Below are 21,310 nucleotides of genomic sequence, written 5' to 3' on the forward strand. Positions count from 1 at the left end.
CGTCGTCGTTCACGCCCTTGGATGGGCATTCCTGTAAACGTCCAGAAGCGTTGCTGCATCGACGCGGGTGTAGATCTGCGTTGACGACAGGCTCGCGTGGCCGAGCAGTTCCTGCAATGAGCGCAAGTCTGCCCCGGCGCTCAGCAGGTGCGTGGCGAAGGAGTGGCGCAGGGCATGCGGTGTCGCCGTGGCGGGCAAGCCGAGCGCGGTGCGCGCCCTCGCTACCGCACGTTGCACCATGCCTTGCGCCAGCGGTCCGCCCTTGGCGCCGCGAAACAGCGGTTCATCCTTGGCAAGCGGCCAAGGGCATTGCGCCACGTAGTCCGCAACACCCTCGCGCACGATCGGCAGCAGCGGTACGACCCGCTGGCGGCCACCCTTGCCGGTGATCACGACAGCTTCGCCCAGCGGCAAGGCCGACGCGGGCAGCGCCAGCGCTTCGGCTATGCGCATTCCCGCACCATAGAGCAGGAGCAGGACGGCGCGGTCGCGCGCGGCGATCCACGGTACGCTGGCGTCGTCGGCAACCACTTCGGCAAGATTGACGGCTTCATCCGGCGTTACTGGGCGCGGCAAGCCCTTCTTGACGCGCGGACCGCGCAATCGTGGGCGGCTGGTGTCAGCTTCGCCAGCCTGCTCGCGGGCAAAGGCGATGAAGGACTTGAGCGCCGAGAGCTCGCGCGCCGCCGAGACATTGCCGAGGCCATCGGCACGGCGCTCCGCCAGATGGTTGCGCAAGGTCGTGGCGTCGATGCGGGCGAGCGTGGTCCAGCTTTGGCCTTCCGGCAGGGCATGGAGCAGGCGCGCGACGGTTGCGCCATAGGCGCGCACGGTATGGGGTGAGCGCCGCCGGCCCAAGGCCAGGTGGTTGTGCCACGCCTCCAGGAACTCGGCCGTGATCATGCGCTTAGCAGCGTGGCGGGCACCAGCTCTGCCAGCAGCGCTTCGAGCAGTGGCGCCCCCTGTTCGGTCACGCGCAGACGGTCGCCATCCTGCGCGAGATGGCCGATCCGCAGGTAGAAGTCGCGCTTGGCAGGGTCGATCAGGGCGGTTGCAGCCAAGCCGAACCGACCAGCGAGGGCGGCCGGGGCAATGCCCTCGGTCAGGCGCAGGCCCATAAGCACCGCTTCCATCGCCTGATCAGAGGGGATCAACTGGTGTTCCTCGGCAATGCCATGGCCATGCCCGCTTACCGCGCGGAGGAAGTTCTCGGGCTTCTTGTGCCGCACCGTCGCAGCGCCGAGCCTGCGGCCATGCGCGCCGGGGCCGATGCCGACATAGTCCTGATAGCGCCAGTAAGTGAGGTTGTGGCGGCTTTCCTCGCCCGGGCGAGCGTGGTTGCTGGTCTCGTAGGCGGGAAGACCGGCGGCTGCCGTGATGTCACGGGTGAGGGTGAACAGGTCTGCGGCCTGATCGTCGTCGAGCGGAGTCAATTTCCCTTCGCGCACCAGCGTGGCGAAGCGGGTGCCGGGCTCGATGGTCAACTGGTAGAGGCTGAGGTGTCCGGTGCCGAAGCCCAGCGCGCGTCGAAGTTCAGCCTCCCATTGCTCTGGCGTCTGTTCCGGCCGCGCATAGATCAGGTCGAAACTGACGCGGCTGAAATGCGACTGCGCAAGGTCCAGTGCAGCAAGGCTCTCCGTGACTCCATGCAGGCGGCCAAGAAACTTCAGTGCCTTGTCGTCGAGCGCCTGCAGGCCGAGCGAAACACGGTTGATCCCGGCGCTTGCGAGCGCAGCAAAATTTGCCGCCTCGACCGAACTCGGGTTGGCCTCCAGCGTGATCTCGATTTCGGGCGCAAAGCCCCACAGTGCTTCGGCCTCGCGCAGCAGCGCTTCGACCAGCGCCGGCGGCATCAGCGAGGGCGTGCCCCCACCGAAGAAGATCGAGGTCAGCTTCCGGCCCGGCGTCAACTGCGCTTCATGGCGCATGTCGGCCAGCAGCGCGGCTTCCCATGCAGACATGTCCGTCCGCTCGCGCACGTGGCTGTTGAAGTCGCAGTAGGGGCACTTTGCGAGGCAGAAAGGCCAGTGGATGTAGAGGGCTAGCGCCATGCGCCTGCCTTAGGCGGAAAACTGATCCGCCACCAGCTTTGCGAAGGCATCGGCGCGGTGGCTGATGGCGTGCTTCTCTTCCGGATCGAGTTCGGCGAAGGTGCGGGTATCGCCCACCGGCACGAACACCGGGTCATATCCGAAGCCCAGCGTGCCGCGCGGAGGCCACGTCAAAGTGCCGTGTGCGCGGCCTTCGTAGACGGCGTGGGAGCCATCGGGCCAGGCGATGGCGAGCACGCAGGCGAAGTGGCAGCCCCTTTCCAACTCTCGCGGACTCTCCCCGGACTCTGCCGCAACTCTCGCGAACTCGGCCTCGACTCCGGCAAGCTTACCCTCAACCTTGCCCATCGCCATGTACCAGTCGCGACCGGGGCCACCCTCGAACCTGTCCGCCTCGGCCCAGTCCGCCGTATAGACCCCCGGCGCACCGCCAAGAGCATCGACGCACAAGCCGGAGTCGTCCGCTAGGGCGGGGATCTGTGAAGCCTCCGCCGCCGCCCGCGCCTTGATCAGCGCGTTCTCGATGAAGGTCGTCCCCGTCTCGGCAGGCTCCGGCAGGCCGAGCGCGCCGGCGGACAGGCACTCGATCCCGTAAGGAGCGAGAAGGGCCTGAATTTCCTTGAGCTTTCCGGCGTTGTGCGTGGCGATGACCAGCTTGCCGGTGCCGAGACGGGGCGAAGACATCAGCCGCGCACCGCCTTTTCCTGCGCCGCGAAGATTTCATTGCAGCCGATGCGGGCGAGGCGGAGGAGGCGCAGGAGGCCTTCCTCGTCGTAGGTCGCACCTTCGGCGGTGGCCTGTGCCTCGGCGATCTTGCCGCCTTCGATCAGGACGAAGTTGGCGTCGGCATCGGCCGAGGAATCCTCGATGTAGTCAAGGTCGAGCACCGGCTGGCCACCCACGATGCCGCAGGAGATCGCGGCGACCTTTTCGGTCAGCGGGTCTTCCTTGATCGCGCCGCTATCGAGCAGCTTCTGGACGGCGAGGCGCAGGGCGACCCAGGCGCCCGAGATCGAGGCGGTGCGGGTGCCGCCGTCGGCCTGGATCACGTCGCAGTCCAGGGTGATCTGCCGTTCGCCCAGCTTCTTGAGATCGGTGACCGCGCGCAGGGAGCGGCCGATCAGGCGCTGGATCTCCTGGGTGCGGCCCGACTGCTTGCCCTTGGCGGCTTCGCGGCTGCCACGGGTGTGGGTGGCGCGGGGGAGCATCGAGTATTCCGCCGTGACCCAGCCTTCGCCCTTGCCGCGCAGGAACGGCGGCACGCGCTCCTCGACCGAGGCAGTGACGAGCACCTTGGTATCGCCGAAGCAGATCAGGACCGAGCCCTCGGCATGCTTGGTGAAGGCGGTTTCAATGACGATGGGGCGCATTTCATCGGGCGCACGGCCGGAAGGTCTCATGGAATTTCCCTCAAGAGTTTGCATGGCCTCTGGCGCATTGGCCTTGAGCCTGCAAGAGCAGTAAATAGAATGGTGATGATGTCCGGACCAACGCTTACTGACCTGACCGACCGCGCACGCGAGATTTTTCGTCTCGTCGTGGAGGGGTATATCGCCAGCGGGCAGCCGATGGGCTCGAAGTCGCTGGCGGGGCCGGGGGGCGTCAATCTGTCGCCCGCTTCGATCCGGTCGGTGCTGCAGGAGTTGCAGGATGCCGGATTGCTCGCCGCTCCGCATACCAGCGCCGGGCGGATGCCGACCGAGGTGGGCTTGAGGCTCTTCGTTGACGGGATCATGCAGGTGGCTGAGCCGACCGTAGCCGAGCGTGCGCAGATCGAGCGTGGGCTGGCGCATGGCGGAACCATCGAGAATGCGCTGGCGGCGGCGAGTTCGGCATTGTCCGAGCTTTCGGCGGGGGCTGCGGTGGTAATGGTGCCCAAGCGCGAGCCTCGGCTGGTGCAGATCTCGTTCGTGCCCTTATCGCCGGTGCGCGCGCTGGCCGTGCTGGTCAGCGAGGATGGTGGGATCGAGAACCGGGTGATCGACCTGCCTGAGCCGGTCGGCGCCTCGGTGCTGGAGCAGGCGGGCAATTACCTGACGAGCCGCTTGCAGGGGCGCACTTTGGGCGAGGCGTCTGGTGTGGTGCGGGCGGAGATTGCGGGCGGGCGTTCCGCGCTCGATGCCGCAAGTGCCGATCTGGTGCAGCGCGGGCTGGTGGTGTGGACGCAGGATGCGGCGGCGCGGCCGGTCATGGTCGTGCGCGGGCAGGCGAACCTGCTCGACGAGGCAGCACTCAGCGATATCGAACGCGTGCGTCAGTTACTCGACGAGCTGGAGAGCGCCGAGGCGATTGCGCGGGTGCTCGATGCCGCGCGCGAGGCGCAGGCGACGCGCATCTTCATTGGCAGCGAGAACCGTCTGTTCTCGCTTTCGGGCTCTTCGGTCATCGCCTCGCCATGGCGCGACAGCGAGGGGCGGGTGGTCGGCGTAGTCGGCGTGATCGGCCCAACGCGGTTGAATTATGCGCGCGTCGTCCCCATGGTTGATTTCACCGCCCAGACGCTGGGCAGATTCATCGGACAAGACGGATTTTCGAGAAAATGAGCGATAACGAGACGCGCCCCACTGACGCTGAAGTCGAGGCGGAACTGAAGGGTGTGCCCGAGGACATGATCGACCAGACTTCCGCCAGCGATGAAGCAGCCAAGCTCCGCGAAGAGCTTGAGGCGGCCAAGCAGGACGTACTTTATGCCAAGGCAGAGACGCAGAACGTCCGCCGCCGCATGGAGAAGGACGTGGCCGATGCCCGCGCCTATGCCGCGACCGGCTTTGCCCGCGATATCCTCTCGGTGGCCGACAATCTTGCGCGCGCTCTGGAATCGATCCCGGCGGACCTGCGCGAGGACGACAAGTTCAAGAACCTCGTCGCCGGCCTCGAAGCCACGGGGCGCGAGATCGAGAAGGTCTTCGGCAGCCACGGCATCACGCGCATCGCGGCGATGGGCCTGCCGCTCGACCCGCATCAGCACCAAGCGATGATCGAGATGCCCTCGGCCGATGCCGAGCCGGGCACAGTGATTTCGGAGTTGCAGGCCGGCTACATGATCAAGGACCGTCTGCTGCGTCCGGCGATGGTGGCGGTGGCGAAGAAGCCGGACTGATTTTGACGGTTCGGCGCTTTCGCGGGTAACGATGCGACGGCGATAGTTCATGGGCCCCGGCCTTCGCCGGGGCGACGAAGACCTATCGGGCAAATGATTGTCACCCCGGCGAAGGCCGGGCGCCATTCGCGTGTGGATTGGTGCTACGCCTCCAGCAAATCGACGACCTCATCAGTCGAGTAAAGATCGGCAAACACGAACGCCATGTTGTGCAGGGTGGCGGCGTGTTCCTCGTCTGACAGGGCGGCGTTGGCATCTGCGATCATGATCACGCGGTAGTTGTGCTGCATCGCGTCGCGGGCGGTGCTTTCGCAGCAGCAGTTGGTGAGCGTGCCGGTGATCAGCACGATGTCGATGCCCTTTGCCTTCAGGGCTTCATTGAGCGTGCAGGTGCCGGGGGTGAAGCCGCTGAAGCGGTGCTTGTCGATTACGGTGTCTGCCTCGCTCACGTCGAGTGTCGGCCAGAGCTGCCAGCCGTGGTTGCCGGGCGTGAACGCCTCTTGGTGGCCTTGCGCACTGGCGCCCATGCGAACCATGAAGTTTGACCAGCTTGGGCCGCCATCGGGCGGCGTAGTGTAGCGCAGGAACACGTTGTGGCCGCCGCTGGTACGAACTGCGGTGCTGATGCGGTTGATGTTGTCGACGATGGTACGGGCCATCGGCACTTCCACCGGCGCGCCTTTCTCCATGAAACCGTTCTGCATGTCGACCACGATATGGGCGAGCCGGGTGGGATCGATATCGTGGAAGATATTGCCATCACCGCCGCGCGTGGCGGCAAAGCGGGCGAGGATGTCGCGATGATCTACGGCATGGGGCATGGCGGTCAGGTCTCCTGCTGCAGGCCATTCTGCCTGCTGTCGTCTTGACTGTCCTCAACAGGCTTTGAAGATTTCGGCAGGAGAAACGCTGGATCCAACGCTTCATCGCAAGGCGTGGAACGCGAAGATGACCGGCGCGTCGTCTCCGGGAAACGGAGATAGATTATGCGCAAGATCATCATTGCATCGCTTATCATGGGTTCGGCCGTCACGCTGGGCGGCTGCGCACGCAACTATGCGGGCGAGGGCGCTGCCGTTGGTGCCGCGGTTGGTGCGGGCATTGGCGCGGCGACCGGCGGCGACGTCGTGCAGGGTGCCGCCATCGGCGGTGCAGTTGGCGCGGTGGGCGGTTCGCAGATCAGGAAGCGTGACAACCGCTGCTATCAGGTCGACCGCTACGGTCGCGAATACGAAGTCCGCTGCTGATCAAGCGGGGCTGAACGGCACCAGCGCTTGGAGCGCTGGCAATGGCGGGGCGACCGGTGACGGTGCGCCCCGTTTTGCCATGAACCAGTGGCGGACAAGCTCGGCCTGCTGTTCGATACCGTAGCGCTCAAACGGGCGGCCGGGATCGTAGGTGTAGCTGTAGCGACAGAACGGGTGACGCATCAGCGGCAGCCACCAGCGGCCACGTTTCTGCGCTTGCCAGACATGAACCATCTCATGAATGAACAGGCTTTGCGCAGGCAGTGAAGCTTTTGCGAAATCGTGTTCGTAATGCGGGCTGGCGGCAGCGAAGTGGAGGTGGCCCATCGGCGCCATGACCGTGCCTGTCGGCTGGAATGGAAACCAGCGGCGGCGGCGGATGCGTACCGGTGCTGTGTCTATGGCCGCACCGAAAACTTCGGCGACGAGGGCGCATTCGCCCGCCGTCAGCGCGCGCTCCCCACCGGGTGGGCAGGGAGCGCCTTCACTTCTCACATCTTGCTCATGTCATGACCGCTCATGTCATGGCCGGAATGATCCATGCCTTCCATCGCGTCATCGCCGTTCGCTCCGCCAAGCGCTTCGACCTTGGCGGGCACGCTCACCTTGTCGCCATTGTCGAGCGTGATGGTGAGTTCCGTGGTGGTGCCAACCTTGAGCGTGTCTGACACGTCGAACAGCATCACGTGCAGGCCGCCCGGTTTGAACGCGGCGCTCTTGCCCGCTTCGATTGCCACGTCCTTGACCTGCTGCATCGAGGAAATGTCATTTTTCGTAACGGTTTCGTGCATTTCGGCGCGCTGGGCGCCTTCGACATAGACCGAGACGATCTTGCGCGGGGCGCCGCTGCCCTGCGAAACGGTGAAGTAGGCCGCGCCCGGTGTACCCGGCACTGCGGGCAGGCGGACCATCGCGTCGGTCACGGTGACGCCGGGGGCGTTTTCCGGCCCGGCTGCGGCGCTGCTGCTGGCCTGAGCCGCCGGATCTTCCGCCTTCTGGCCGCAGGCGCCAAGCGAAAGGGCGAGGGCGGAAAGTCCAATGATTGCAAGCTTGCGCATGAAGGGCGACTCCTGTTGCCAATATGTGTCCCGAGGTAAGCGCGCGGGGGCCTTGTGCCAAGAAGAAGCGCACCTATATCGCGGACAATCGAGCCGCACACGGCGGTCTGCCCGGCAGGGGGATCGCTTTCCCACGCGGTGTCTTGAATGGAAGGAACTGGGGAACTCATGGCTAAAGTTATCGGCATCGACCTTGGCACGACCAACAGCTGCGTTGCTGTAATGGACGGGGGCACGCCCAAGGTCATTGAAAACTCGGAAGGTGCGCGCACCACGCCGTCGATCGTCGCTTTCACCAAGGATGGTGAGCGCCTGATCGGCCAGCCGGCCAAGCGCCAGGCTGTCACCAACCCGGACAACACGATTTTCGCGGTCAAGCGCCTGATCGGCCGCCGCTTTGACGATCCGCTGACCCAGAAGGACACGGAACTCGTCCCCTACACGATCACCAAGGGCAAGAACGGCGATGCCTGGGTTGCGGCCGGTGGCCAGGACTACAGCCCGTCGCAGATCTCGGCCTTCACCCTGCAGAAGATGAAGGAAACCGCCGAGGCCTATCTCGGCGAGACCGTCACGCAGGCGGTCATCACCGTTCCGGCCTACTTCAACGACGCGCAGCGCCAGGCGACCAAGGACGCCGGGCAGATCGCGGGCCTCGAAGTGCTGCGCATCATCAACGAGCCGACTGCGGCGGCGCTGGCCTATGGGCTCGACAAGCAGGACGGCAAGACGATCGCGGTCTATGACCTTGGCGGCGGCACCTTCGATATCTCGATCCTCGAGATCGGCGATGGCGTGTTCGAGGTGAAGTCGACCAACGGCGACACGTTCCTTGGCGGCGAGGACTTTGATACGGCGCTGGTGGAATTCCTGGCCGACAAGTTCAAGTCGAAGGAGAACATGGACCTGCGCGGCGACAAGCTCGCCCTGCAGCGCCTCAAGGAAGCCGCGGAAAAGGCCAAGATCGAGCTGTCGTCTGCCCAGACGACCGAGATCAACCTGCCGTTCATCACCGCCCGCATGGAAGGTGGCAGCACCACCCCGCTCCATCTGGTGGAGACGATCACCCGCGCCGATCTGGAAAAGCTGGTGGCCGGCCTGATCCAGCGTACGCTCGATCCGTGCAAGAAGGCTCTGGCTGACGCTGGCGTTTCGGCCAAGGACATCGACGAGGTTGTTCTCGTCGGCGGCATGACCCGCATGCCCAAGGTCCGCGAAGTGGTGAAGGACTTCTTCGGCAAGGACCCGCACACCGGCGTGAACCCGGACGAAGTCGTCGCCATGGGCGCGGCGATCCAGGCCGGCGTGCTGCAGGGCGACGTCAAGGACGTGCTGCTGCTCGACGTGACCCCGCTTTCGCTGGGCATCGAGACGCTGGGCGGCATCATGACCAAGATGATCGACCGCAACACCACGATCCCGACCAAGAAGAGCCAGGTCTATTCGACTGCCGAGGACAACCAGCAGGCGGTGACGATCCGGGTCTTCCAGGGCGAGCGCGAGATGGCGCAGGACAACAAGCTCCTCGGCCAGTTCGACCTCGTCGGCATTCCGCCCGCACGGCGCGGCGTGCCGCAGATCGAGGTGACGTTCGACATCGACGCCAATGGCATCGTGAACGTGAGCGCGAAGGACAAGGGCACCGGCAAGGAGCAGCAGATCCGCATTCAGGCGTCTGGTGGTCTTTCCGATGCGGACATTGACCAGATGGTCCGCGATGCCGAGAAGTTCGCCGAAGAGGACAAGAAGCGTCGTGCCGAGGCGGAAGCCAAGAACAACGCCGAAAGCCTCATCCACGCGACCGAGCGCCAGCTTGAAGACAATGGCGACAAGATCGACGCCTCGCTGAAGGCAGAGATCGAGGCTGCCATCGCCGAGGCCAAGACGGCTGTCGAAAGCGGCAACGCGGACGAGATGACCGCGAAGACGCAGGCGCTGACCGACAAGGCCATGAAGATGGGCCAGGCGATCTACGAGAAGGAGCAGGCTGCTGCGGCTTCTCCGGGGTCGGCTGACGCTCCGAAAGCCGATGACGACGTGGTCGACGCCGAGTTCTCGGAAGTCGACGACAACAAGTGATGTTGCGATGAAACCGGCCCGCCGCTTGCGTGAATGCGCTGGCGGCGGGTCTTCGCGTTAGGGAAGCGCAATGTCGGCCGAGATCGATTTCTACGAACTGCTCGAAGTTGAGCGGACTGCGGACGAGAAGGTCCTCAAGTCTGCATACCGCAAACTCGCCATGAAGTTCCATCCGGACAAGAATCCGGGCTGTGCCGAGAGCGAGGCCAAGTTCAAGCAGATCAACGAGGCTTATGCCTGCCTGTCCGACCCGCAGAAGCGGGCGGCCTATGACCGCTATGGCCATGCCGCGTTCCAGCAGGGCGGCGGCGGTGGCCAAGGCGGCTTTGGTGGCGGAGACTTCGGCGATATCGGCGATATCTTCGAGACGATCTTCGGCGGCGCGTTCGGTGGCGGTGGCCGTCAGCAGGCGCGGCGTGGCGCGGACTTGCGCTACGACATGGAAATCAGCCTCGAGGATGCCTTTCACGGCAAGGAGACCGAGATCGCGGTCGAGGTTTCTCAGAAGTGCGAGCCTTGCAGCGGATCGGGCGCCACGCCGGGCACTTCGGCGCGACGCTGCAACCTTTGCGGCGGGCACGGCAAGGTGCGGGCGCAGCAGGGCTTCTTCATGGTCGAGCGGGCCTGCCCGAACTGCCATGGCCGCGGCGAAGTGATCGAAAGCCCGTGCAAGAATTGCCGCGGTGAAGGCCGCGTCGACGCCGAGCAGCGGCTTCAGGTCAACATTCCCGCAGGCGTCGACAACGGCACGCGCATCCGCCTTGCCGGCAAGGGCGAGGCAGGTCCCTTCGGAGCGCCTCCGGGCGACCTTTACCTGTTCCTCCACATCCAGCGCCACAAGGTGTTCGAGCGCGAGGGCACGACGCTGCTGACGCGCTGCCCGATCAGCTTCACGACTGCGGCGCTTGGTGGCGAGATCGAGATTCCGGGGCTGGACGGAAAAGTCCACGCCATCGAGATTCCGGCCGGCATCCAGTCGGGCAAGCAGTTGCGCAAGCGCGGTGGCGGCATGCCCGTGCTGCAGGGGCGCGGGATTGGCGATCTGGTGGTGGAAATCCACGTGGAGACGCCGACGAAGCTTTCTTCGCGCCAGAAGGAACTCCTGCGGGAGTTTCAGGCTACCGAGACCGGCGAGGAGTGCCCGCAGTCCAAGGGCTTTTTCGAGCGCATCAAGGATGCCTGGACGGATCTGACGGAGTAAACTTGCTTTACCCCCGCGCAGGCGGGGGTACAGTTGGTTTATATCGCGGCGCTATTCGAAGGCTGCGACGACTTCGGCGCGCACCCGCTCGACCAGTCCCGGTTCGGCGACCAGTCGGCCCTGTTCCTCTTCCAGTATCGCCAGGAAGGCGTCGCGCTTGAAGGCGGCGATCACTTCGGCGGGGAGCGTTTCCTCTACCGTCGAGCAGATCAGGTCGATCATGCGTTCGGCGCCGTGGAGGCGGCCCCACAGATAGTCGTTCTCGCGATAGGCGCGGCTGAAGAACGCGCCGAAGTTGAAGAATTCGACCCCGCGCAGGCAGGCGAACGTGCCGCCCTTGCGGATGGACGTGGCATCATCGGGTGAAATGCGATCGACCTTGACCGGGTCGAACTCGCCCATTCCTTCGCCCTGCAGCAGGGGGAGGGTGGCGGTGTCGTAGAACGGGAAGCCGAGATAGGCGTGGAGGAAGCGGCGGCGCAGCGGCTTGCCCATCCTCTCAAGCGCCGTCACGAGCATCGAATCGACCTGCAGGTCCAGCCCGACGAGATCGCGCCGCGTGGCGATGGCGTTGAGCACCGCACCGGGATCGACCGTGGCAAGGGCTGCGGTTTCGGCGAAGCCGGGGCCGAGGCCCTCGAACGTCTCTCTACCCTGATAGAGCGCTTGGGCGCGGTAGACAGCATCACGTGCAGCTTCGCGGTCGGCAATGCTGACGCTTTCACCTTCCTCCCAATCGTGTGTCAGCCGTCGGGCCAGCAGCTTGAGGCGGCGGATGCGAAAAGAAAGATCGTGGGTGCGGAAGAAGACGATGGCCTTGTCGGTTGCTCCACCGCGCAGGGCCGAAAGCCGATCAAGGCCAGTGCTGGCGAGATGGTCCCACAGCGCAGCCTCGACCTTATCCAGCGAGCCGGCGGCAGGCGCCGCTTCGTGGATCAGCGCCGCAAGATCGGTGACGATCCCGGCCAGCTTGGTTTGGGCATAGCCGTGGAAAGCGTAGCCAGCGCGTTCGGCGGCGGCTTGCTGTGCCTTGTTGCGCCAGGCGGTGAGCCGTCGCTGGTTGGGGTGATCGAAAAACAGGGTTCGCCCGAACAGACCTTCGACGGTCTCCTCGATCTCGGGGCGCAGGGCATCGACGATGGTGCGGAGGCGATGCCGCTGCCGTGATTGCCGTTCGAGCGATTCCAGATTGTCGCGGATCGGCTGTTCGCGCGGGATCGATGAGAGCGAGCCGAATATGGCTGAAAAGAAGCCGATCGTGCGTCCCCCCTTGGGCGCAATGCGCATGTGATCGGGGCTGGGATCGACGTAGACGAAGCGGCGATCGACCTCACGCCGCGCGGGCCTGTCACGAAGGACGCCGATGGCTTGGGCGAAAGGGCGATTGACGAGCACGGCGCCGTCGACGAGCGCCACGCTGTCAAGGTCTCCGCGCTTCCAGTGGCTGGGCATGATCCGCTGGAGAAACTGCGTGCGCCCCGGCCAGGCGGAGCGGCGCTCGGCAACAAGCTGATCGATCTCGTCGATGACAAGGGGCGGGAACGCGCCGGGGAAACTGGCCGTCGATCGCGCCGCAAGGACCAGTTCGGGGCAGGGTGCAAGGTCCCTGTTGCCATGCCTGCTGGTCGATCGGCGGAAGCCTATCGAAAGGCGGTGCTCGCTTTCGACGACAATTTCCGGGCTGTTGAGGCGCAGTTCTTCATGATGGCCGTTGAAGTCGGTCGCCGTGACCAGCAGGTCCATGGGGTGACCTTCGGGCAAAAGCGGATCGCCCATGGGGGTGGCTGCCATCGCGTCAAGCGCGTCGGCAATCATCCGCGAAAAGCCGATTCCGCTGAACGGCGGTGCGAACCAGCGCGCGCGGATCAGGCGCGAGACCTTGCGGCGCACTTCGGAGCGCGTCTCTGGCGCGACCGTACTGCTCACGACATTGCCCGGCCGCTTCAGCACGAACCAGACGAGAGGTTGCGCCCAGAACTTGGCGAAGCGGCTCCACGGCTTTGCGTCGGGATCGAGCAGCACATCGATATCGGCGCGTTCGAGCCACATGGCCGTGAGCGGTTCAAGGCTTTGTCCGGTGGCAATGGCCTGCGCCAGGAACACGCCGTTTATCCCGCCGGCACTGGCCCCGGAGACGATATCTGGCAGAAGACGCAGCCGCAGGTCACGGGTAAGCGCAATCTCTTCGAACAATCTCAGGTAAACCGCCTCGACACCGCCGGGGCTCGCTTCGTCCGGGCAGTGAAAGGCCCGGCTGGCGCGGGTGGCGTGCCAGAGCTCTTTGGTTACTCCATGCATGTACACGGCAAGGCTGATGCCGCCGTAGCAGATGAGGGCGAGACGCAGTTCCTTCTGCCGCATGGTGGCATTCTGGCACGGCAACGCGCTGCGAGCCAGAGGCTTTGGCAGGAAGGTGCAGATGTGGATGAAAGGAACGTCATGTTTGCCTGCGCGTTGGACAGAAAAGTTTCATCAGAAGGGACGAAACCATGGTCGAGCAACGTACGGTCGAAGTGCGTGAACCTGACGGGTCCGCACACACGCACACGACAGTCTATGACGAACGCCCGCGCAGCGGTGGCAGTGGCTGGCTGATTGCCGTTATCCTTTTGATCGCGCTGGTCGTGGGCGGCTATTTCCTCATGCAGATGTCGGACAGCCGCGCGAGCCGCGACAACGCCATCGAGCGTGCCGCCGACAACGTGGGGAGCGCGGCCAAGGACATCGGAGATGCGGCAAAGGACGTTGCCGACGGCAAATAGATCGCCTCCGATAAGCCAAAAATGTAAACTCCGCCGACAGATTGATTTTGTGGGCGGAGTTTTTTCTATTTATATCAGATAGATGTGAAGTCCGGATTATGAGCTTGCCGGTGTCAGAGTAACCGACGCTTTACTCTTTGCGGTGTAAGATTGCCCCATAGGGCCATTCCGTGCCCACGTGGGGTGACGAGTGCCGGGCATATGATCCGCCTGTTCAAGCATTACATACCGCATTCGGTTCTGCTGCTGGGCCTGCTGGACTTTGTCCTGCTTATCGGCGCCGGCGAACTGGGCTGGCAATTGCGCGCGCACCAGATCGGCATCGATCCGGGCATGGTGCCCATGCGGTTGACGCCCTTGCTGCTGTTTGCGGTGCTGGTGCAGACCGCGATGATCGCGGTCGGCGTCTACGGATCGGACGCGCTGCGTTCGATGCGTTATGCTACGGCACGGCTGATGGTGGCGGTAAGCCTCGGGATCATTGCCCTTTCTGTTGTCTACTTCATGCTGCCGGGGCGAACGCTGTGGCGGTCCAACCTGTTCTACGCGATGTTCATTGCCATGGCGTTCCTGGTGCTCATCCGGCTGCTGCTGGGTGGTCTTCTTGGGACATCCGCATTTCGGCGGCGCGTGCTGGTGCTGGGCGCTGGCGCGCGAGCTGACCGCCTGCGCAAGCTGGGCGAGCGGCCCGAGGCAGGTTTTGCCATTGTCGGATACATCGGCATGAGCAGCGCCGCGCCGGTTGTCGAAGAGGCTATCCATCGCGACGCGATCAACAACCTCACGCGCTATGTGGAAAATCTGGGTGTGAGCGAAGTGGTGCTGGCGCTGGAAGAGCGCCGCAACGCGCTGCCGCTGAAGGATCTGCTGCGGATCAAGACCACTGGCGTACACGTCAACGACTTCTCGACGTTCATGGAACGCGAAACGGGGCGTGTGGATCTCGACACGGTCAACCCGAGCTGGCTGATCTTCTCGGACGGGTTTTCATCGGGTCGTGCCCTGTCAAGCGCCGCCAAGCGCATCTTCGACATTACCGCGAGCCTGCTGTTGCTGGTACTTACCCTGCCGGTGATCGTGCTGTTCGCCCTGCTGGTGAAAATCGACAGCAAAGGGCCGGCCTTCTTCCGCCAGCGCCGCGTCGGCCTGTATGGCGAGCCGTTCGATGTGATCAAACTGCGTTCTATGCGCACCGATGCCGAGGTGAACGGGGCGCAGTTCGCGCAGGAGAACGACCCGCGCGTGACCCGGATCGGGCGCTTCATCCGCAAAGTGCGGATCGATGAGCTGCCGCAGACATGGTCGGTGCTGAAAGGCGAGATGAGCTTCGTCGGCCCCCGTCCCGAGCGCCCCGAGTTCGTCTCGGACCTCGAGGAAAAGCTGCCGTATTATGCCGAGCGCCACATGGTGAAGCCCGGCATCACGGGCTGGGCGCAGATCAATTACCCTTATGGGGCATCGATCGAGGATTCGCGGCACAAGCTCGAGTACGACCTGTACTACGCCAAGAACTACACCCCTTTCCTGGACCTGCTGATCCTGCTCCAGACCCTCCGCGTCGTGCTCTGGCACGAGGGTGCACGGTAAGGGGGCGTCGGCATGCAGACTCCCCTGTCATGGATGGGCTTCGGGCAATGGGCCTTTCTCATTGCCGCGTTCTGCTTCCTGATGCTCACGGGCTGGCGCTGGGAGCGTCGGCGTAACGCGCAGGAGGGCCCGGCCCGGGCCGAGCTTGGCGCATTCATCGTCAGTGGTGCCTGGGCGCTCGTGGTCGCCGGGACCGGATACGCGACACTGGTTGCGCAGGTGTTCGAAAGTTTCCGCACTTTCGCCTGGCTCAGCCTCGCGTTCGTGCTGTTCACCCGCGACGGGCGCCATACGAGCGTTGCACCGATCAGGCCGGTCATGGCGGCGCTGATCTTCGTCGAGACGCTGCAGTTCATCCTGCTCATGATGAACGTGCGGTATGGTGGCAACGCTGCGGCGCAGGCGATGATCTTCCAGATCTCGATGCTGTTCCGGCTGCTGGTTGCCGCGGGCGCGCTGGTGCTGGTGCATAACCTCTACGCCGGGGCCATGGCGCAACAGCGCGTTGCGCTGCGCTGGACCTGCATCGCGATGGCGACAGTCTGGGGGTACGACCTCAACCTCTATACGATCGCCTATCTCGCGCGGGCCTTGCCGGTCGAACTCGAAGCCATGCGCGGCGTGGCGCAGATCGGCGTTGCCTTGCTGCTTGCCATCGGTGCGGTGCGAGGGCGGTCGGCTCTACGGTTCTCACCGTCACGCGCCGTCGCTTTCCAGTCGCTCTCACTTCTGGTGATCGGTGCCTACATGATCGTGATGGTCGGTGCGGCGCAATCGCTGGCGTGGCTTGGCGGCGATGCCGGGCAGCTAGCGCAGCTGGGCTTCGTGTTCGTGACGAGCGTGCTGGTGCTGGCCATTCTCCCGGCGGGACGCCTGCGTGGCTGGATGAAAGTCATGCTCGCCAAGCACTTCTTCCAGCACCGTTACGACTATCGCTCGGAGTGGCTGCGCTTCACCCGCACGATCGGCCGCGGCGGCACGCATGCGCCATCATTGCATGAGCGCGTGGTCCAGGCGGTCGCCGACATCACCGACAGCTCTGCCGGCCTGCTGCTGTGCCAAGGCGAGAATGGCGAGATGGTGCTATCGGCTCGCTGGCAATGGCCGACTGCCGATGTTCCAGCCGAAGCGCTGTCGATCGACCGGGTCGCCTTTTTCGAGAGGCGCGGCTTCATTGTCGATCTCGACGAACTGCGCGCCGGCGTGAACCATCAGGGCGAGGATGCCGCGGTACCGAAATGGCTGGTGGAAGAGCATTCCGCCTGGGCTCTGGTGCCTCTGCTGCACTTTGATCGCCTGGTCGGTCTGGTCGTGCTGGGGCGTCCGCAAGTGGCGCGAAAGCTCGATTGGGAGGATTTCGACCTGCTGCGCGTGGTGGGCATGCAGCTGGCAAGCTACCTTGCCGAGCATGCCGGCCAGTCGGCGCTGCTCGAAGCGAGCCGGTTCGAGGAATTCAACCGTCGCATGGCGTTTGTCATGCACGACATCAAGAACCTTGCCAGCCAGTTGAGCCTGCTTTCGCGCAATGCCGAGAAGCATGCTGAAAACCCGGCATTCCGGGCGGACATGCTGATCACGCTGCGCAATTCCGCCGACAAGCTCAACGCTTTGCTGGCGAGGCTTTCGCGTTATGGCGGCAATGCTGCAGAGCGCGTCGAGGACATTGATGCGAGCGACGTGATCCGCGCCGTGGCCAATCGCTATAACGCTCCCGGACAGCTGCAGGTCCACGTGACGCACGATGCGCCCTGCCGCGTCTTTGCCAACCGTGAAGTGCTCGAACAGGTGGTTCTGCATCTGGTGCAGAACGCGATCGACGCCAGCGCCGAGGGCATGGCGGTGTTCCTGCAATGCAACGTGGATGGCCTCTACGGTACGATCGAAGTGATCGACACCGGTTGCGGAATGAGTGCCGAGTTTATCCGCAATCGCCTGTTCCGGCCGTTCGTATCGACCAAGCAAGGCGGGTTCGGCATCGGTGCATACGAGGCGCGCGAAATGGTGCGGGCCATGCGCGGCAAGCTTGAGGTTGAAAGCCGCGAAGGGCTGGGCAGCCGCTTTACGGTGCGCCTGCCGCTGGCAGCCGCGCAAGGATTGTTCAGTTCGATTGAGGGGGAAAGCACCCCCCATGGGAAAAAGGTGGCATGATGAGTGATGCAAAGTCCGGACAGCGGCCGGTGCTGCTGATCGTCGAGGACGATCCGGGTCTGCAGGCTCAGCTCAAGTGGGCCTATGAGGATTTCGACGTCGTGATTGCGGGCGACCGGGCCACGGCGCTGACGCTGCTGCGGTCGGAAGAGCCGGCTGTGGTGACGCTCGATCTCGGCCTCCCGCCTGACCCGGATGGCACGACCGAAGGGTTCGCCGTGCTTGACGAGATCATGGCGCTGCGTCCCCAGACCAAGGTCATCGTCGCCAGCGGACACGGGGCGCGGGAATCCGCCCTGAAGGCGATCGAGAAGGGCGCCTACGATTTCTACCAGAAGCCGGTGGACATCGACGCGCTGGGCCTGATCGTGCGACGCGCGCTGCATCTTTCCCAGATCGAGGCTGAAAACCGTGTCCTGGCAACGCGGGCCTCATCAGACAACAAGGTGCTCGGCCGCATGATCACGGCTGCGCCCGAGATGATCAAGGTGGCGCGCACGATCGAGCGCGTGGCCAACACCAATGTCTCGGTCATGCTGCTGGGTGCCAGCGGTACCGGCAAGGAGCTTCTGGCGCGCGGGCTGCACGATTGTTCAAGCCGGGCACAAGGCGCTTTCGTCGCGATCAATTGCGCGGCCATCCCCGAAAACCTGCTGGAAAGCGAATTGTTCGGGCACGAGAAGGGCGCGTTCACCGGCGCGGTCAAGACGACCGAGGGCAAGATCGAACTGGCGAGCGGTGGCACGCTGTTCCTCGACGAGGTTGGCGACATTCCGCTGCAACTGCAGGTGAAGCTGCTGCGCTTCCTGCAGGAGCGGACCATCGAGCGGATCGGCGGGCGGCGCTCGATCGAAGTCGACACGCGTATCGTCTGCGCAACGCACCAGAATCTCGAGGCCATGATTGCCGACGGTCGTTTCCGCGAGGACCTGTTCTATCGCCTTGCCGAAATCGTCGTGCGCATTCCGGGGCTGGCCGAGCGCCCGGGCGATGCGACGCTTCTCGCCAAATCGTTCCTGCTGCGCTTTGCCAAGGAGATGAATCCTTCGGTCAAGGGCTTTGCCCCCGATGCGCTTGCCGCCATTGACGGATGGAACTGGCCGGGCAACGTGCGCGAGCTTGAGAACCGGGTGAAGCGTGCGGTCATCATGGCCGACGGGAAGCTAGTCTCTGCGGCCGACCTTGATCTGCCGACGGGCGAGACGCAGGAAGCTTCGCCCCTTAACCTCAAGACCGCGCGCGAAGTGACCGATCGCAAGGTCATTCGCCATGCCCTTGCGCGAAGCGAGGGCAACATATCCAGTACCGCGCGACTGCTCGGCATAAGCAGGCCCACGCTATATGACCTGCTCAAGCAGTACGATCTCCATAACTAGGTTCACCGCAGCCGCGTTGGTCGCACTGGTCCTTGGCGGACCGGTGCGCGGCGACGTGCCAGCGGACCTCCTCACCAAGGCGCGCGATGCCATAGCAAAGCGCGATGGCATCGCCGCCGAGGCACCGTTGCGCACGGCGATGCGGCAGGGCGCGTCTGCGGACGACGTGCGGGCGGAACTTGGCGAAGCACTGCTCCTCCAGGGTGACCGACGCGAGGCGCGCAAGGTGCTTTATGGCGGGGACTTCCGGGCTGACAGCGCTGCGCACGGCTGGCAACTGCGCGGGCGCATCGAGCTTATGGATGGCCGGCTGGCAGCGGCTGGGCAAGCGCTGGACCAATCCTATCGCCTGTCACCGGACAACGCTTCGCTGTGGGTGGACATTGCGCGGCTGCGCTTCAGCGGCGGCGAACAGGCCCAGGCGATCGAGGCTGCAGAGCGTGCGGTAAAGCTGGCCCCGCAAGATCCGCGCGCGCTCGAATTGCGGGGGTTGCTGGTACGCGAACAGTTTGGCCTGCAAGCAGCCCTGCCTTGGTTCGAGGCCGGGCTTCGTGCTGCGCCAAACGACGTCGGGCTGCTGGGCGAGTATGCCGCGACGCTGGGCGACATGGGCCAATACCGGGCGATGCTGGTCGTCTGTCGCAAGCTGGCCAAGGTCGACCCCGGCAATGTCCGCGCGCTCTATCTTCAGGCGGTTCTGGCGGCAAGGGCGGGGCAGACCGATCTGGCCCGCAAGATCCTGCTGCAGACCGGCACTACCTTGCGCGATATGCCGGCAGCAATGCTGCTCAATGGCATTCTCGAATATCGCGCCGGGAACGCCAACCTTGCCGTCGGCCATTTTGACCGGCTGCTGCGAGTGCAGCCCGATAACCTGCAGGCACGCATGCTGCTGGTACGGGCTCTGGAACGCCAGGCACTTCATCAGCAGGCGAGCGAGATTGCGGCAGCCTGGGCGAGGCAGGACTTCGCCCCGCCTTACCTTCTGGCCCTTGCCGCGAATGCCGAGGCGGGACTTGGGGACAAGCTCGCCGCCGCGACACTTCGGCAAAGATCGACCGCAGCAGGCCAACGCTCTGCGCTGGTCATTTCTGCCGACCAGCCATTGCCGGTGCTGGCGTTGGCCTATGGCGATGCGCCGAACTTCGCTGCGAACGCCGTGCCCTATATCCGTGGACTGATCGCGAGCGGTAATGCTGGTCAGGCCGTGGTAGTGGCGGACCGTTTGCGGCTTGCCAATCCGGGCGCAGCGGAGGCGTGGCTGCTGGCGGGCGACACCCGGCTCATGGCGGGGGACCGCGTCGGAGCGCTTGACCAGTATGGCCGAGCAGCGCTCATTCGCTTCAACCTGCCGACGCTGCAGAGAATAGACTACGCCTTGCGCGCACTGGGGAAGCCCGTGGAGGCAAACGGCGTTCTCGCCCGCTACCTGCGGCAGAACCCCGGCAGTCCTCAGGCATTGAAGCTGCTGTCTGCGGGACGCGCTGCATTGGGCGACACTGTCGGACAGGCGGCTATCGAAGGCTTCCTGCAGCAGCGAGCCTTGCGCAATCCGTCATGAACTCTGTTCTCGACAGGGGAGCGCCATCGCCTTAATCCGAATTCAATCGAACGATTAAATGCGGAGAAGGACATGGCAGGGGCGCTCGAAGGGCTGACGGTACTTGAATTCGCAGGGATCGGCCCCGGGCCGTTCGCCTGCATGATGCTTGCCGACCATGGTGCGCGCGTCATCCGCATAGACCGACCGGCCAAAGGCGACCGGGTTGGTGACAGCGGCAACCGCGATATCCTCAACCGAAATCGCGAACGGATCGAGCTCGATCTCAAGGACCCTGCCGCGATCGCCCGGATCCGCGAACTGGTGAAGGACGCCGATGCGATTGTCGAAGGCTATCGCCCCGGCGTGATGGAGCGGCTTGGTCTGGGGCCGGACGTACTGCTCGCCGACAATCCCAGGCTCGTCTACGGGCGCATGACCGGGTGGGGGCAGGAGGGGCCGATGGCTTCGCTTGCCGGGCATGACATCAATTACATTGCACTGGCCGGTGCCCTTCACAGCTTTGGACAGGCGGGTGGAAAGCCACAATTCCCAGTCAACCTAGTCGGAGACTTCGGCGGGGGCGGGATGCTCATGGCATTTGGCGTGATGGCGGCGGTGTTCTCGGCGCAGCGGACCGGAAAGGGCCAGGTCGTTGACTGCGCAATGGTGGATGGTGCGGCGATCCTTTCGGCGATGACCTACACCTTCCTTGGGCTTGGGCGCTGGAAGGACGAGCGCGGCGTCAACCTTCTGGATGGCGGTGCGCACTTCTATGACACCTATGAAACCAGCGACGGCAAGTGGATTTCGATCGGTTCGATCGAGCCGCAGTTCTACGCGCTGCTCCTGGAAAAGACCGGTTTGAAGGATGATCCCGCCTTTGCTCCGCAGATGGACCCACGCGTCTGGCCGGACCTGAAGGCGCGGCTGACCACCTTGTTCCTGACCAAGACCCGCGACGAATGGTGCGCGATCATGGACGGCACCGACATCTGCTTTGCGCCGGTGCTGAGCCTGCGCGAGGCGCCAAGGCATCCTCACAACACGGCGCGTGAAACCTTCGTTGAGGACGATGGGATGATCATGCCGGCGCCCGCGCCGCGCTTCGTTGGCACGCCCGCGCCCAAGCCATCGCTGGCCGGGCGCGGCAAGAGCTGA

Annotated in this window: 19 protein-coding genes; 11 read left to right on the plus strand and 8 right to left on the minus strand. The window is 64.4% G+C overall.

Annotation, left to right across the window (positions count from 1 at the left end; genetic code table 11):
• Nucleotides 1–9: 9 nt before the first annotated feature.
• Genes HGI46_RS04625 through rph form a run of 4 tightly spaced genes read right to left on the minus strand, consistent with a single transcriptional unit; the run spans nt 10 to nt 3,451 of the window.
• Nucleotides 10–903, minus strand: coding sequence for a tyrosine recombinase XerC (locus tag HGI46_RS04625; RefSeq protein ID WP_168903289.1), 894 nt, complete (start codon nt 901–903; stop codon nt 10–12).
• A complete protein-coding gene (gene hemW / locus HGI46_RS04630; RefSeq protein WP_168903290.1) occupies nt 900–2,051 on the minus strand; it encodes a radical SAM family heme chaperone HemW in 1,152 nt (383 codons plus the stop codon). The genes HGI46_RS04625 and hemW overlap by 4 nt, the downstream gene beginning before the upstream one ends.
• A gap of 9 nt (nt 2,052–2,060) precedes the next feature.
• Nucleotides 2,061–2,735: an RdgB/HAM1 family non-canonical purine NTP pyrophosphatase gene (gene rdgB / locus HGI46_RS04635; RefSeq protein WP_168903291.1), complete on the minus strand. Its 675-nt coding sequence runs from the start codon at nt 2,733–2,735 to the stop codon at nt 2,061–2,063.
• Nucleotides 2,735–3,451: a ribonuclease PH gene (rph, locus tag HGI46_RS04640; RefSeq protein WP_168903292.1), complete on the minus strand. Its 717-nt coding sequence runs from the start codon at nt 3,449–3,451 to the stop codon at nt 2,735–2,737. The genes rdgB and rph overlap by 1 nt, the downstream gene beginning before the upstream one ends.
• A 78-nt stretch (nt 3,452–3,529) precedes the next feature.
• Here rph and hrcA point away from each other — a divergent pair, with 78 nt between their 5' ends.
• Nucleotides 3,530–4,594 carry a heat-inducible transcriptional repressor HrcA gene (hrcA, locus tag HGI46_RS04645; protein ID WP_168903476.1) on the plus strand — a complete coding sequence of 355 codons (1,065 nt, stop codon included), beginning with the start codon at nt 3,530–3,532 and terminating at the stop codon, nt 4,592–4,594.
• The gene (grpE, locus tag HGI46_RS04650) at nt 4,591–5,151 is read left to right on the plus strand and encodes a nucleotide exchange factor GrpE (RefSeq protein ID WP_118073946.1); all 561 of its coding nucleotides are present in this window, start codon (nt 4,591–4,593) and stop codon (nt 5,149–5,151) included. The genes hrcA and grpE overlap by 4 nt, the downstream gene beginning before the upstream one ends.
• A gap of 143 nt (nt 5,152–5,294) precedes the next feature.
• Here the strand turns inward: grpE and HGI46_RS04655 are convergent, their stop codons facing one another.
• Entirely contained in the window at nt 5,295–5,972 is a 678-nt protein-coding gene (locus tag HGI46_RS04655) for an isochorismatase family cysteine hydrolase (RefSeq protein ID WP_118073945.1), read from the minus strand.
• A 165-nt stretch (nt 5,973–6,137) separates the two neighbouring features.
• Here HGI46_RS04655 and HGI46_RS04660 point away from each other — a divergent pair, with 165 nt between their 5' ends.
• Nucleotides 6,138–6,398: a YMGG-like glycine zipper-containing protein gene (locus HGI46_RS04660; protein ID WP_039331092.1), complete on the plus strand. Its 261-nt coding sequence runs from the start codon at nt 6,138–6,140 to the stop codon at nt 6,396–6,398.
• Here the strand turns inward: HGI46_RS04660 and HGI46_RS04665 are convergent, their stop codons facing one another.
• Together HGI46_RS04665 and HGI46_RS04670 are read right to left on the minus strand one after the other, a co-directional pair.
• On the minus strand, nt 6,399–6,893 hold the full coding sequence (locus tag HGI46_RS04665; RefSeq protein WP_346766672.1) for a vgr related protein: 495 nt from the start codon (nt 6,891–6,893) through the stop codon (nt 6,399–6,401).
• The gene (locus tag HGI46_RS04670) at nt 6,890–7,456 is read right to left on the minus strand and encodes a copper chaperone PCu(A)C (protein ID WP_168903293.1); all 567 of its coding nucleotides are present in this window, start codon (nt 7,454–7,456) and stop codon (nt 6,890–6,892) included. The genes HGI46_RS04665 and HGI46_RS04670 overlap by 4 nt, the downstream gene beginning before the upstream one ends.
• Nucleotides 7,457–7,624: 168 nt before the next feature.
• On the opposite strand from HGI46_RS04670, the gene dnaK reads away from it, so the two are divergent.
• Together dnaK and dnaJ are read left to right on the plus strand one after the other, a co-directional pair.
• Nucleotides 7,625–9,535: a molecular chaperone DnaK gene (dnaK, locus tag HGI46_RS04675; RefSeq protein WP_168903294.1), complete on the plus strand. Its 1,911-nt coding sequence runs from the start codon at nt 7,625–7,627 to the stop codon at nt 9,533–9,535.
• A gap of 70 nt (nt 9,536–9,605) precedes the next feature.
• On the plus strand, nt 9,606–10,736 hold the full coding sequence (gene dnaJ / locus HGI46_RS04680) for a molecular chaperone DnaJ (protein WP_168903295.1): 1,131 nt from the start codon (nt 9,606–9,608) through the stop codon (nt 10,734–10,736).
• Nucleotides 10,737–10,787: 51 nt separating this feature from the next.
• Here the strand turns inward: dnaJ and HGI46_RS04685 are convergent, their stop codons facing one another.
• Nucleotides 10,788–13,097, minus strand: a complete 2,310-nt coding sequence (locus HGI46_RS04685) for a patatin-like protein (protein ID WP_168903296.1) — start codon at nt 13,095–13,097, stop codon at nt 10,788–10,790.
• Between the two features lie 128 nt (nt 13,098–13,225).
• Here HGI46_RS04685 and HGI46_RS04690 point away from each other — a divergent pair, with 128 nt between their 5' ends.
• The 6 genes from HGI46_RS04690 (at nt 13,226) to HGI46_RS04715 (ending at nt 21,310) form a co-directional block, all read left to right on the plus strand.
• The gene (locus HGI46_RS04690) at nt 13,226–13,498 is read left to right on the plus strand and encodes a hypothetical protein (RefSeq protein WP_118073941.1); all 273 of its coding nucleotides are present in this window, start codon (nt 13,226–13,228) and stop codon (nt 13,496–13,498) included.
• Nucleotides 13,499–13,699: 201 nt separating this feature from the next.
• A complete protein-coding gene (locus HGI46_RS04695) occupies nt 13,700–15,085 on the plus strand; it encodes a TIGR03013 family XrtA/PEP-CTERM system glycosyltransferase (protein WP_168903297.1) in 1,386 nt (461 codons plus the stop codon).
• Between the two features lie 12 nt (nt 15,086–15,097).
• On the plus strand, nt 15,098–17,233 hold the full coding sequence (gene prsK, locus HGI46_RS04700) for an XrtA/PEP-CTERM system histidine kinase PrsK (RefSeq protein WP_168903298.1): 2,136 nt from the start codon (nt 15,098–15,100) through the stop codon (nt 17,231–17,233).
• Nucleotides 17,233–18,609: a PEP-CTERM-box response regulator transcription factor gene (prsR, locus tag HGI46_RS04705; RefSeq protein WP_118074775.1), complete on the plus strand. Its 1,377-nt coding sequence runs from the start codon at nt 17,233–17,235 to the stop codon at nt 18,607–18,609. Before prsK ends, prsR begins: the two co-directional genes overlap by 1 nt.
• Complete coding sequence (locus tag HGI46_RS04710) at nt 18,575–20,170, plus strand: tetratricopeptide repeat protein (protein WP_168903299.1); 1,596 nt, start codon at nt 18,575–18,577, stop codon at nt 20,168–20,170. Before prsR ends, HGI46_RS04710 begins: the two co-directional genes overlap by 35 nt.
• Before the next feature lie 72 nt (nt 20,171–20,242).
• Nucleotides 20,243–21,310: a CaiB/BaiF CoA-transferase family protein gene (locus tag HGI46_RS04715; protein ID WP_168903300.1), complete on the plus strand. Its 1,068-nt coding sequence runs from the start codon at nt 20,243–20,245 to the stop codon at nt 21,308–21,310.

Origin of the sequence: Novosphingobium sp. ERW19 (assembly GCF_012641315.1) — a bacterium.
In the GTDB taxonomy this organism is placed as follows: Bacteria; Pseudomonadota; Alphaproteobacteria; order Sphingomonadales; family Sphingomonadaceae; genus Novosphingobium.

What these genes read in the sequence shown, in the direction of transcription:
- HGI46_RS04655 (WP_118073945.1), bottom strand. Translation starts at nt 5,972, where the DNA reads ATGCCCCATGCCGTAGATCATCGCGACATCCTCGCCCGCTTTGCCGCC.
- HGI46_RS04670 (WP_168903293.1), bottom strand. Translation starts at nt 7,456, where the DNA reads ATGCGCAAGCTTGCAATCATTGGACTTTCCGCCCTCGCCCTTTCGCTT.
- HGI46_RS04625 (WP_168903289.1), bottom strand. Translation starts at nt 903, where the DNA reads ATGATCACGGCCGAGTTCCTGGAGGCGTGGCACAACCACCTGGCCTTG.
- prsR (WP_118074775.1), top strand. Translation starts at nt 17,233, where the DNA reads ATGAGTGATGCAAAGTCCGGACAGCGGCCGGTGCTGCTGATCGTCGAG.
- hrcA (WP_168903476.1), top strand. Translation starts at nt 3,530, where the DNA reads ATGTCCGGACCAACGCTTACTGACCTGACCGACCGCGCACGCGAGATT.
- HGI46_RS04715 (WP_168903300.1), top strand. Translation starts at nt 20,243, where the DNA reads ATGGCAGGGGCGCTCGAAGGGCTGACGGTACTTGAATTCGCAGGGATC.
- dnaK (WP_168903294.1), top strand. Translation starts at nt 7,625, where the DNA reads ATGGCTAAAGTTATCGGCATCGACCTTGGCACGACCAACAGCTGCGTT.
- HGI46_RS04690 (WP_118073941.1), top strand. Translation starts at nt 13,226, where the DNA reads ATGGTCGAGCAACGTACGGTCGAAGTGCGTGAACCTGACGGGTCCGCA.
- rdgB (WP_168903291.1), bottom strand. Translation starts at nt 2,735, where the DNA reads ATGTCTTCGCCCCGTCTCGGCACCGGCAAGCTGGTCATCGCCACGCAC.
- rph (WP_168903292.1), bottom strand. Translation starts at nt 3,451, where the DNA reads ATGAGACCTTCCGGCCGTGCGCCCGATGAAATGCGCCCCATCGTCATT.
- HGI46_RS04685 (WP_168903296.1), bottom strand. Translation starts at nt 13,097, where the DNA reads ATGCGGCAGAAGGAACTGCGTCTCGCCCTCATCTGCTACGGCGGCATC.
- HGI46_RS04660 (WP_039331092.1), top strand. Translation starts at nt 6,138, where the DNA reads ATGCGCAAGATCATCATTGCATCGCTTATCATGGGTTCGGCCGTCACG.
- prsK (WP_168903298.1), top strand. Translation starts at nt 15,098, where the DNA reads ATGCAGACTCCCCTGTCATGGATGGGCTTCGGGCAATGGGCCTTTCTC.
- HGI46_RS04710 (WP_168903299.1), top strand. Translation starts at nt 18,575, where the DNA reads ATGACCTGCTCAAGCAGTACGATCTCCATAACTAGGTTCACCGCAGCC.
- HGI46_RS04695 (WP_168903297.1), top strand. Translation starts at nt 13,700, where the DNA reads ATGATCCGCCTGTTCAAGCATTACATACCGCATTCGGTTCTGCTGCTG.
- grpE (WP_118073946.1), top strand. Translation starts at nt 4,591, where the DNA reads ATGAGCGATAACGAGACGCGCCCCACTGACGCTGAAGTCGAGGCGGAA.
- hemW (WP_168903290.1), bottom strand. Translation starts at nt 2,051, where the DNA reads ATGGCGCTAGCCCTCTACATCCACTGGCCTTTCTGCCTCGCAAAGTGC.
- dnaJ (WP_168903295.1), top strand. Translation starts at nt 9,606, where the DNA reads ATGTCGGCCGAGATCGATTTCTACGAACTGCTCGAAGTTGAGCGGACT.